General features: G+C 49.6%; 8 protein-coding genes. 1 reads left to right on the top strand and 7 read right to left on the bottom strand.

The window, feature by feature from the left end; genetic code table 11:
• Positions 1–26: 26 nt before the first annotated feature.
• Positions 27–1154: a M20/M25/M40 family metallo-hydrolase gene (locus K331_RS0102420; RefSeq protein WP_028589038.1), complete on the bottom strand. Its 1128-nt coding sequence runs from the start codon at positions 1152–1154 to the stop codon at positions 27–29.
• A gap of 79 nt (positions 1155–1233) precedes the next feature.
• Here K331_RS0102420 and prli42 point away from each other — a divergent pair, with 79 nt between their 5' ends.
• The gene (gene prli42, locus K331_RS31330) at positions 1234–1335 is read left to right on the top strand and encodes a stressosome-associated protein Prli42 (RefSeq protein WP_018886308.1); all 102 of its coding nucleotides are present in this window, start codon (positions 1234–1236) and stop codon (positions 1333–1335) included.
• 148 nt (positions 1336–1483) lie between these two features.
• On the opposite strand, the gene K331_RS0102410 is transcribed toward prli42, so the two are convergent.
• The 6 genes from K331_RS0102410 to K331_RS0102385 all read right to left on the bottom strand — a co-directional run bounded on the left by K331_RS0102410 (position 1484) and on the right by K331_RS0102385 (position 12384).
• Entirely contained in the window at positions 1484–1783 is a 300-nt protein-coding gene (locus K331_RS0102410) for a hypothetical protein (RefSeq protein WP_028589037.1), read from the bottom strand.
• 121 nt (positions 1784–1904) lie between these two features.
• Complete coding sequence (locus K331_RS0102405; RefSeq protein ID WP_028589036.1) at positions 1905–3695, bottom strand: SWIM zinc finger family protein; 1791 nt, start codon at positions 3693–3695, stop codon at positions 1905–1907.
• A gap of 80 nt (positions 3696–3775) precedes the next feature.
• Positions 3776–7300 (bottom strand): DUF4132 domain-containing protein, encoded by a 3525-nt coding sequence (locus K331_RS30855; RefSeq protein ID WP_028589035.1) that lies wholly within the window; start codon positions 7298–7300, stop codon positions 3776–3778.
• 55 nt (positions 7301–7355) lie between these two features.
• Positions 7356–8555: a VWA domain-containing protein gene (locus tag K331_RS0102395; protein WP_226383520.1), complete on the bottom strand. Its 1200-nt coding sequence runs from the start codon at positions 8553–8555 to the stop codon at positions 7356–7358.
• Positions 8531–11293 (bottom strand): DUF5682 family protein, encoded by a 2763-nt coding sequence (locus K331_RS0102390; protein ID WP_028589034.1) that lies wholly within the window; start codon positions 11291–11293, stop codon positions 8531–8533. The genes K331_RS0102395 and K331_RS0102390 overlap by 25 nt, the downstream gene beginning before the upstream one ends.
• Positions 11281–12384, bottom strand: a complete 1104-nt coding sequence (locus tag K331_RS0102385; protein ID WP_028589033.1) for an ATP-binding protein — start codon at positions 12382–12384, stop codon at positions 11281–11283. Before K331_RS0102385 ends, K331_RS0102390 begins: the two co-directional genes overlap by 13 nt.
• Positions 12385–12496: the final 112 nt, after the last annotated feature.

Here is a 12496-nt window from a genome sequence, read left to right as displayed (position 1 = left end):
CATTTTTATGTTCTAGAGCCCGTGTCTCATTTACCTGCAGTCTCACGGATAATGGCGACCACAATCTCCGCTGCCTTGACGATATCGTCTGCCTTAATTTTCTCTTGAGTCGTATGAATATATTCATAACCTAACGCAAGATTAATTGTAGGAATGCCCAAGCCATTAAAGACATTCGCATCAGACCCACCACCTGAGACAAAGGTTTCTGAATTCAGCCCAATGCCGCGAATCGCCCGTTGTGCAAGCTGCACCAGTTCATCGTCCTCCTTGAACTTATATGCAGGATAGGCAATCTCACTGCGGAATTCAGACTGTGCTCCGTACTCCCGACAGGTCGTCTCCAGCGCGTCCCTCATTTGCTGAATCTGCTGACTCATCTTCTCCTGCACATTGCTACGTGCTTCAGCGTATAACGTCACCAGTTCACATACAACATTAGTTGCTCCGCCACCTTCGAATTTGCCAATATTTGCGGTCGTATCCTTATCAATCCGGCCGAGCTTCATGGCACTGATAGCCTTGGAAGCAACCTGAATAGCGCTGATTCCATCCTCAGGATTTACCCCAGCATGAGCAGACTTGCCAGTAATCGTCATCTCAATGTTCGCTCTGGTAGGGGCACCGATGCAGATGGATCCTACTTCGCCATTCGAGTCCAAGGCGAATCCGAATTCCGCATCGAGATCCTCAGGCTTCATCGCACTTGCACCAATCAGACCAGATTCCTCGCCCACCGTGATCACAAATTGAATCTGACCATGTGGAAGCTTCTGCTCCTCTGCGACGCGAATGGCTTCGAATAGTGCAGCTATTCCCGCTTTATCATCGGCTCCCAGAATCGTCGCACCCTTGCTACGAATCCATCCATCTTCGCCCAGCTCTGGTTGTATTCCTACACCTGGAGCAACTGTATCCATATGACAGGTAAACAGAATTTTCGGTGCTTGTTCCGTGCCTGTTGCCTTCCAGGTCGCAATCAGATTGCCTGCACCGTGCCCAGTACGTTCCTTGGAATCGTCTTCCTTCACCTCTAGACCCAACGCCATAAATTTATCCTTCAGCACCTTCGCAATTTCCTGCTCGTGCCTAGTTTCACTATCTACCTGTACAAGTTCCATAAATTCAGCAATCAATCGCTCTTTAACAACCATACTACCTTTCCTCCCTACTCGGATTGCGTTACAATAGTATTAACTTCAACATTCCATATTCATTATAAAGGAGTTACACATGCAGCACAAAAAATGGTTTAAAGTATTTGTATACGTCATGCTAATCGCCATGGTCGGCTCGACCCTACTGGCAGTGCTGGAGCCTCTTATATTTAGATAACCAGCAATAAGGATGACAACACAACAATACTAATAACAGCAAATAAGAGCGAATGCTACACACAAATAGGCAAGCTGCATTTAGAAGCAGACTGCCTATTTTGTGCTGGTATTTATTTGTAATCGGCCTCCTCAATCTCAACTTAAGATCATTCTGCCAGTGCATGCAGAGCCTCAGGCTCCTGAACAATCAGACTAACATACTGACTAAGCATGCAGTAGGCCTCCAGCAATTGTGTACCTGCATCACCACCCAGTACAGCAGCTCGTCCAGTATATATCACCTGCTCCAGCAATTGCTGGAGGAATAGGAGATTGAGTCGGGCAGCTTCTGCCGACCGCTGTTCTAGTAGAGCCAGATCATCCAATGTGAGCTGAGACAAGCCTCGAAGCAGTAGCTCCTGACACCAGCTATGTATCTTATCACTGAGCGAATGCATTCCCTGCACGACTTCACCTCACTCCTCTTCTTCATTTATTTTCTGAGCATAATCCTGCTTTGCTAGTCTTAATACTGAGACTGGATAATAACTAAAGATTGCTCTTCTATCCAGTTCAGTAGATCCGAAGCTACAGATCGAGCTTGAGATTTACCACCTGCGTTCCCTTCAAAAAACTGATCGGATAGAGCTTCTGTCCCTGTATTCTTACGAGCGTGTAAAAATGCTCCAGCTCCTGGGTGCGATTATCCTTCTCCAATGCTTTGATAGCCGTCTTCCATTCCTGATCATAGGGAATCGTCATTGTCACCCTGAGTTGGTCCGTATCTTCCCCAATCAGAATCAGCTCTTGTGCCAACTGATCAAAATAACGATCCACGATGCGTTCAAGCTTCAGCACAACCAATTGCTCCGTTCGGGCAGCAAATAGTTTTGGCTGCCGTGAGGCTCCTTCCAACTGTGAAATACTTTTGAACAAGTCCCCCTCTAGCGGAATCTCCTCAATTCGATTTCGTGGCAGCAATTCAAGCACTGCCGAATCCGACGAGGATAGCCTGTGGTCGCGATTTACTTTCACTTGCCTAAACTCCAGCTGCTCTCTGGATAGACGATCCATTGTTAATCCTGGCAACCATGGGGCAAAGGATGCATAATGCACTCCGAACGCGAACTCGTTCTTTTCATAGAACACCGGTCGAGCATCGGTATAAGTATATATACCTTGATCATCCGGGCAATAAAAATAGTAAGTAATTCCCCGATAGCCGGAACGACTCTCCCAGGGCTCCGCCCCCAGTCCATACAGCTGCAGACGAGGCACAGTATGGTAACGGGAGCGATATTCGCCTGCCAGCTCGGATAGTTGAGGTAATGACAGCTGCTGTTCACCCAATAGCTTGAGGGTCAGTTCCAATCGGGTTATGCGGTCCAGGAGTACCCCCATGGAGCTCCGGATATGTCTGTTGAAGAACAGCTCTAGATCCCCCTTCAATCCACGCAACTGCCGTTCTACTTCAGGAAGCTCCCCGCTATGGGCTGTCACCGCGGCAATCTCAAGCCGGGCCAGCATACTCTCTGGCAATCTGGCTAGTCCTGTCAACAGCAGCTCCTGAAGGAGTCTACGGCACTCACGAACTGCCTGCATAGAATAGCGGACAGAATACAACGAGGAATTCAAGGCTTCGATATCCTTCAGACCATGCATTCTACGATAGCGCAGCAACGCCTCTAGTCGAAGCAGGTCTCCCTCCTTACCCTTAGCTGAGCACAGAGCCTTCGCCGGTTCAGGCTTCCCTGTGAAGGATACCTCTACTTCTCGTCTGGCTAATCGTACTGTCAACAAGGAGTCATGCTTGACCTCCAGTGGCTCCTCATACTTCAACCGGAACACCACTTCTTCCAGAATTGCCGGCTTAAAACCAGCAATCAGAGATTCAGGTTCCGGGGTCAGCAGCCAGCTAAAATCGACCTTGGGTTGAACAGCTAGAGGGGACGGTGTTGCATGGGTTGGTTTGGTTATCTGGGATACTGCGTTCGCGTCAGTCTCCATTGGAACCTGTGCTGAGACTTGCACATCCACCATGCTACTCTCCACCTGCGAAGCCGTTCCTTCCGGTTCCTCTCGGCTCTCCATGAGCTGCTGCTGATAATATAACACGGAGGTTAGAATGTGCTTGCATATAGCTTCAGATGGACAACTGCATTCCCATTTCTCTAGCGTGTCATACAGCTTACATGTCGTTCCATCATCAAGCTGGCAGCTCACCGACGCAGGCAGAAAGGTATAATCAACACGGGTACCCTTGGCTATTTCCTTAAGCGCGCGATTGTACAACCCTTTATTGGCATAACGGATCAAATAATCCGCTGTGCATAAGTCGATAAATTGATTAAATTGCAACCTATAGCCAGCATCATCCATGCGCCGTCCTCCTCCTGTTCGCCGCAGCTACACCGCTGCCTTGATGCGCTTCCTATACTGCTCTCACCGAGCAGTTGCTATTACCGTCCTGTGGCACGCAAAATATCATAGATGGTCTCACTGTACACACGAGCGGGTACACGCTCTAGCTCCATAGCCTCATCCCTATAATAGGAGTGGTATTTATTGTTCCGATTGCGATAGAACTCCAGCGAGGTAAGTGTAATATCCTCCAGGCCCTCATAGTACACAACACTGGTTCCACTGAATTGCAGCTCGACAATCAATTCGCCGTACGCCTTGTACATCTCGTGGTAGAAGCCACCATCTGCAGGGGCACCTTTATACCAGCCATATTTCTCAAGCGTCTTGGGGAGGGCAGTCGGAGAATACTCTTCGGCAGGCAAGTGAGCATACTCACGCGACTTCCTCTCATCCTCTGCGACAATATATACGGTACGCTCCAACTGCTCGAAGGGCTGTTCAATTTCATAATCCTGAAGCTGAGTCTTCCAGGCCTCAAGCTGCTCCTGATCAAGCTCCAACGGGTGCACGAGTCCAATCCGGACATCTGCCCCCAGCTCGTATTCCTCTTCATCAACCGTGTTGAAGGTTCCGTCGTCCATGTATCGGAAAGTATCCTTGAGCTGTTCGTTCTCATAGACGCCCCACACAAGTCCTACGGCAAAGTGATGCATAATCACATTGTTAACGAACAAATCCGTCCATTCCTGGGTAGACCACAGTCGCTGTTTGGACAAGGATTCTTCCAGCCGCTGTGACTGCAACGTAACCATGGTCTTCAGGTCCTTCTTGAGCTGAGTGAAGCGGATCTTTGCTTCCTTTGCCTGCTCGGCATCATCTTTCTCACCTGGTGCAGGCAGACTCTTGACCACCTTACCTGTCTCTTCATTCAGTACGCTCAATTGATAATCACGATTCACCTTGACGAGGAAGGATCGGGCTCCATAGCTGAGACGCTGTGTACCTGTACTATCAAAACCAAGCGCAGTAATGAGTCGATCCTCCAGCTGCTCCTGTGTCAATCCAGCATTCTCTGCTGCCATCTGCAGCGCTTCCGCCGCCGCCGTCTTTACCTGACGATTCTTAATGGTACGCCCCAGCTTGTCGATGGTCATCAGGGCAGATAGATCCTTGACGTAGGACATAACCTTGACAGACTCGGCTGCAATAGCCCCTCGTCCGCTCTCAGACCAGCCTTTGATTTCCCTACTTAACAAATCTACCAGCCTGCGGTCTCCGAACATTGCACCCAGATACAATACCCACTTCTCTTTCGCAGGAGCCCCTATCTGGAGCCATTGCTGTATAAGCTCACTGCTGAAGTCTGCCAGGGAGGCAGCTTGCACATAAACATTCATCTCCTCCAGCATTTCATTCGGCCCTGAGTTGTATTCCAAGGATTGCAGTAGCACATATACCTGAATATCCTGGCTCAGCGGCTGAGCATCAGTATCCCTGAGCAGCGGTAGATCCGCCAGCGAGAGCCAGCTCAGGCGGGACTTCTTCTTATCATCCGCCTGTCTTGCCAGAGCAGCATGTGCCTGTGCCGGACCTTGCCCCGCCGTATCCAGTAGCACCTGAATAAGCTCGCGCAGAGCGCTATTTTTCTCTTTCGACAGCAGTTCGGTGTACGCATCCTTGGCCTCAGGAAGTCGACGTATCAGATTCAGCACCTGCTCCTTGATGCCTGATTTTTTACTGGCAAGATACACATCCTTATACAACTGAAGATCTACACGATCCGTGAAGGCTGCAGTGATCTGTTTGCGGAGTTTTTTGGACGAATCATTCAACCCCTTCAGGAACACCTTTGTCATTAATTCAGCTGGCTGCTGCTCCCATGATGACAGCATGGTGCTCAGGAACAACTCCCGTGCATCCGTAGAGAGCTCATCATATTTTCCAAGCACAGCCTCTGGATACGTGTGGAGCAGACGCTGATAAGCCTCTTCCCCCATAAAGTTATAGTCATACGTATCGCCCGTTACTCCGTTCAGCCAGACAAGCGCTTCAAGCAGCTTCTGGTGATCTACCTCGGGATGATCTGCGTAGGTCTCCAGTACCTTCTGTCCGTCAAAAGCATAAGAGCGATACAGCTCCGAGACACATTCCAGTGTATTGACGCCCTTGTACGAGATTAGGCTCGCAAGACGACGAGTCGCCTCGGACTCCAGCGGCAGGAAGGACAGTGCAATGACGAGTTGCTTGCGGTTCATATCCTTGTTCAGTCTGTTGAATAGTCCATGGTTCTGCTGGTCGCCCCAATATTCCTCAAGAGTAAGCTCACCTTCGAGGTAACGAGCCAGCATCAATCCAAAGCGTCCACTGAATGCCTTATTTCGCAAATTAGCTATAATAGCCTGCTCTACGGTTCCAGCACCTTTTGGAAGTGGTTCCCCCTGGTCGGCAAGCACGGTATGGATAATCAGCTTCAAAAAAGGATTCTCCAAAATCTCGTAAGCCCGATGACTCTCCTCCAAATGTCCCGGGATCATGTCTAGCAGCTTTCGCCAAGTAATCATGTTGTATTTGAACGAGTCTGCCAACTGCTCGATGAATGAAAAGGGTTCATCCGTAGGCAGCAGCCCCTCAAGCAACTCATCTGGCTTGGAGGAGTTATAATCCATCCTCAGAAGATGGCTGCGAACCTCCAGTGGGCATACCTCATGCAACAGTCGTACTGCTTCCAGCAGTACGTGATCGATCTCCTCTTGACTGGCCAGCATCCTGTCCTTTCCACCATGGAGGTTGCAGCGATACAGGAGAGCAGCAGTTATCAGATACAACGTATCGATCAGTGTAGTCCTCGGCAGCAATTCTTTGGCATTCGCAGTGCTGTCAGGGAAATGAGTAGCAACTACTTGTGCACGACGCTCTGAAACCCACTCTGCATTCAGATCCACAGTGGTCGCATTATGTCTATCCCGGTAATCTGCCCGCCGTAGAATAATTGGCTCCATCGCCGTATGTAACTGCTTGCGTAATTCGTCTGCATCCTCAGTCACTACCAACCGCAGCCATTCCGGAATTCTCTTCAACCCCTCCTGCGCCTGATTCGCGTTAGCTTGATAGTAAAGTCTCAGCAGGAGCAAGGCTTGTATCAATTGATGCGGAGTGACCGCACTACGAGCACGCATCTCACCTTGTCCCAATTGTTTTTCAATCAGCCTGTTCATCTCGGCTTCTCCAAGGTAAGACGAGAGCTTGTCCATAATGGGCTGCATTCGTTCCATACGTTCTGCTCCATTCTTACTCGTCTTGCCTAGACCGACTGGATAGATCTGATTACGGAAGATGACAGGAATCAGATATTCTCCCCAGCTAAGACCTTTATTCGTCAGGATCACTGCGGATAAGCGAAGAGCTTCATCGCTGGTCTCCTGCTTGAATAGCTTCTCCAGGTAATCTATGGTACTGAAAGAGAAATTGGAAATTGAGCTGAGCCTTGGAACTGTACTTTCTTTGCCCATTACATAATTTCGAATCTGCTCGATATCCTGCTTCGTCAGGCGATTATCCTTCCCATACAGCTCCAGTGTCTTGTCTACTAATGATTGCTCCGTTAAAGTTTCCTTTAGCATAATCTAGCCCTCCCATTCTAATGATGATTCATGTACACAAGCAACCGTGTGTAATCTAACGAATGACCCCAGCAACCCACTCCGCCAGCTCGTTCGGTGTAATAGCTGCAACCTCGGCTCCGATATTGCTCAAGGCCTGGGCAGCATTCCGGTTGTATACTGCTTCACCGCTGAAATCCAACGCTGTTAACACGAGTAGCTTTGCTCCCGCGTCTACAATATCCTTGCAGGCCTTATACATATATGGAAGCGGGTAACCTTCCTCCAGATCACTTACCAATACAAAAATCGTCTTGCCCGGGTTATCCATAAGACGTTCCGCATAACGAAGTGCCTTGGTAATATGCGTCCCCCCACCAAGCTGGACACTCATCAGCAGATCAACCGGGTCCTCCAGCCGATCACTGAGATCCACCACCTCGGTATCAAAAATAATCAGATGAGTACGCAACGCATTCAGACTATGGAAGATACTCGCCATGACTGCACTATAAATAACAGAATCCAGCATACTCCCGCTTTCATCGACAGCAATGACGATGTTCCATTTATTGTAGGTCTGGACACTTCCATCAAAATAAAGACGATCAATGACGAATCTGCCGCGTTTTTTATCATAGTTTTTGAGATTTCGGGTTATGGTCTTCTTCATATTCAGATTACGCAGCGACTTTACGGGACTGCTCACATAGCGACTCTTCTTGCCCAAAATGCTGGAACGTACCTCAAGCTCCAACCGGCGGCGCAAATCCTCTACGACTGTACGCACGATGTCCTTAGCGCTACGTAGCACCTCACCCTTCATGCGACCTTTGAACTGCATAATATTTTTGAGCAGATTCATATTGGGTTCTAGTGACTCCAGAAGCTTCCGATCCGTCAGTAGCTCTGACAGGCCGTAGCGCTCCAGCGCTTGCTTCTCCAATACCTCTACCGTTGTCTTGGGAAAAAGTGTTCTGATCTTGTGCAGCCAATCTGGTACCGTCAATTGGGGAGCTCCTTGTCCCCCTTCACGACGGAAGCCCTGCTCCTCGCTATATTCACGATCATACAGATAGCCCAGTACCTCATCCAGTTCCGTATAAGAGTAATCATCATAGCTATATTCTGAATTCTGCGACAGACTCTCTTCTGCCGAGGCTCCCAGTAATAATCGCCATCGATTCAGTAGTTCTGTCGACCCTGACTTGGCGTTTGTCGCTGTAGAAGTACGCTGTATTACTCCATCATCTACTTCGTGTTGATCAGCATCCATGTGATGAACTCCTTTCGCAATGCGTCATCAAGGGCCTGGGCACGTAGCAGCTCTTGCTCCTCCACACCCGCTTCCTCCAGCAAGGCATCCTGTGAATTCAGCAAATGTGCCACACGGTCTGCAATCAGTGAGGTCTCCATAGGAGTGAAGTAGGTAAACGCAAGCCTTAATTCCGCTACCATAGCAATAAACTCCTCATGCGGAAGCTCCTCCAGAAGACGATTGACCTCGATCAGCAACTCATCATCATATAGGAACACATCACGTCCAGCCGTGAATAGTCCCTGTAGATAGAGCGCAGACTTCTGGACCTGTTCTGGCGTACCACGAACATATCCTCTCGTTCGTTGTGCGATCTCTGCGCGACTACGATCCCCTGCAGACACAGCTAGCGCCATACATACGCCCTCAAGCAATGGCGGCAGCTCCTCCTCCAGTAGCGTTGTCAACTGTTCTCTGAACCTACTATCGAAAAGCTCATCGGGCGTAGAGGACAGCATCGCAAGCAGCTTCAGCCCCTCAACGATGTCGTTGTGCTCATCGGGTGCTGTCCCTATAATGGAAGGCAACCTGTCCACCGCTAAACGATATGCCTCAACAAGCAGCTGCGGAAGCTGCTCATCATCACGAAGACCCAGCAGTACTCCATGCTGTTGAAGGCGGTATAGGACTCGCAGCGTCTGGCATAACGACAGTAGACTGCCATCCATGCGCAGTGCAGCGCGTACAAGCCCATAGAGACTGCTCGCGAGCTCCTGCAGCCCCATGAGAAGAGCGTGCAGAAGCAGATCTGCCAGCCGTCCACTATGATGCCCCGGTATCTCCGTCGCCGCTTCTTCCAGCTTGCGTACAGCTGCGGCCTGAAGTGTACCGCCAAATATCGAATTCTCAATTAATCTTGCCTCAATCAATGCTGAGTAGGAATATGTCCACGTCTCGCGCACAAGGTTCATGTTCCGATTGCCCAGCCAATCAGGGCCTGCATTCTTCTCGGCGAACTCTGGCACCAGAAAGCTCACGCAATGCAGCAATTGGCTAATCCGTCGATGGTCAGGTCGCGCGTACAAATCCAGTGTTTTCTTATGTCTGGCTGTCGTTTTAATCTGTAGCTTAGCCGCAGCAGCATGACGCTTGAAGTCCTCCACAATGGGAACAAGCCAATCATTGGGCGCAATCTGACCAATCTTGTCTCCCGTTAACAGCTCCTTCAGCCTCGTGAAGGGTTCAGACGTGGCGATCGAATACTCACCCTTGACGAAGGCGGATAGCACTGCATCCAGCAGCTCATAGACTCCTCCCTCGTGTTTGCTGCGCAGGTGAGCTAATCCCTGTAACATCGCATAAGCCTCAATAGCATCACTGGTAGATACATGCTGCTTCTGTTCACGTAGCCTGTGGGTCAATGCTGTCAGCAGCTGCAGCGATGTACGTGTATAGGGCTCTTGTCTCGACCGCTCAATATGGGTCCATGCCAGCTCATAATAGTTCACATATGGCATACCACTAGCGTAGCCATTCAGTCGATCGGCTTCGGCAAAGGTATAGATCATGGGGTACATCTGCTTCGTATACTGAACTGAGCTCACAGCGCCAGAATCATGAGTCGCCAGGGCTGCTTCAGAAGTACCAGCTGTGGATTCAGATGAAGATGTAGTAGCGGTTGTCTCGACCTCCTCAGACACATCCTTAGACAGATCTTTTGACAGATCTTTTGACAGATCTTTTGACAGATCTTTTGACAGATCTTTTGACAGATCTTTTGACACATCTTTTGACGCTTCTTTAGACGTAGTCTTACCCACTTCTTCTGCTTGCCTTTCCAGACCTCCGCTCTCCTTCAGTCCTCGATGCAGTAGACCATACGTATGAAAGCCACCCGTTACCACCAGGACCCGCTCATAATTCTGAACAGCCTGACTGATGTGACGCCTCATGTTCTGCTCCCGCTCTAGCTCCCCTTCCTCCTGAAGGCGCTGTAACGTATAGCACATACGCGATAAGGTGCAATAGGTGAATACTTCACGAGCAAAATCAGTCGTACGGAGCTGTAGACCACGAATCTCGAACAATCTCTCCCACAACTCATCGAAGTTGCGACAATTCAGGCTCTCGCACAGCTTGTCCATGAATGCCGAGGAGGTGAGTAGCGTCTCATCCTGCAAGGATGACCTGTCTCTGCCTTGTTCTTGTCCCTCCTTCTCAGCGAGAATATCAGCTTCAGACTGAGCTTTCAGGAAGCGGGGGCGAACATCCAGATCAATGAAATGGACAGGAATGTTCTGACGCACAGCCTCCCTCATCGCCACATATTCAGGAGAGTAGCTCAATAGCGGGTAGTAGAAGGCCGCCTTTTCCACATTGGTCTCGTATGTACAATATAGACTTACAGGCGGTACAGTTGCCTCATCCGTCAATACTTGAATTAACGGGTCCGCACTCTCCGGGCCTTCAATTAATATAATTTGGGGCTTATAGGCTTCTATTGCTTGGAATAAGTGAAACGAGCAAGCCGGGCTATGATGACGTACCGGAAAATACACTACGTTAGATGACAAATTAAATACCTGCTCACGATATAGCAGATCTAGCTGTTCCATAGATACACCCGACTCCTCAGAGGCTAGCGCGGAGAGATCGTCCATTGTGGAATGGTGCGACATAGTCATGGAAATGTTCGAATCCGTAGAATGCTTGTCCGTCCTGTTATCCCCCTTCGCGACAGACATCAGCGAATCCATGTTCTCGCCTCATAGTAAGCCTTCCATAGCTCGTCCTCTCTGGCACGTTCCTTCACGACCTTGCTGAAATAACCCTTGAGCACTGACAAATCCTTGTCGCTCTCCTTAGCCACCGTTCCCAGCATATTCTGCACAAGTCGATCCATGGTAACAGGTCGATCCTCATAATAGTAAGAGGTCATGGCGCTCTGCACATAGACAGATACAGCTTCTGCCGTACTCAGTGTGGCCTGTGGCATATCCAGCTTGTAGCCCTCGCGGCTTTGGCCCTTTCTCAGCTCCATAAAGGTCGTAGCCAGCAGCTCCACAACATCCTGCTCAATCTCTACTTCAACACCATTATGCTGCAGCAGATTTTTGGCCTGAGATTCGATAATGTGTGCTTCCATCTTGACATTGCCTATTGGATGAATCGTCTCAAAGTTGAATCTCCGCTTGAGTGCTCCGCTCATCTCGTTGACACCTTTGTCACGAATGTTCGCCGTAGCAATGACATTGAAGCCAGGCTTCGCGAACAATACCCCACTTTCCAGCTCCGGTATGCTGAGTACTTTGTCACTCAGGATGCTTATGAGACTATCCTGTACCTCGGAGGGACAGCGTGTAATCTCCTCAAAGCGAGTAATCATCCCCTGCTTCATTCCCTGGTATAAAGGCGACGGCACAAGCGCAGCCTCAGACGGTCCCTGATCGAGCAGCATGGCATAGTTCCAGGAATACTTGATCATATCCTCCGTCGTTCCCGCCGTTCCCTGTACTGTATTCAGACTGGTGCCCGAGATGGCCGCAGATAATAGCTCGCTCAGCATTGTCTTGGCCGTTCCTGGCTCTCCGACCAGCATCAGTCCCCGATTCCCGGCCAGCGTTACGATAGCCCGCTCAATCAATACATCGTTACCGTAAAATTTGCGTGTTATCTGAACCTCCTGTCCATCCAACATCACTGGCTTGTCTCTGCCTATAATGAAGTCTCTCACATACATAGGTGACAGCAGCCAATTCGGCGGTCTTCTACCTGTATCCTCCTCGCGCAGAGCCCTCAGCTCCTGCTCGTATAGTGTCTCAGCCGGAGGCTTGATCATCTCTAGCATGGTTGTTCTCCCTTCCGCGAAACAGATCGTATGTTCTCATATTTTCATCATAGCATAGCGCCCTAAGTCCGAGCGACACTACCCGCCAAAAATGGTTGATTCGTCCCCTTCT

This window comes from Paenibacillus massiliensis subsp. panacisoli DSM 21345 (assembly GCF_000426545.1).
Taxonomy (GTDB): Bacteria; Bacillota; Bacilli; order Paenibacillales; family Paenibacillaceae; genus Paenibacillus; species Paenibacillus panacisoli.
The sequence above is the reverse complement of the archived record's forward strand: the minus strand, read 5'-3'. Positions and strand labels throughout refer to the sequence as shown.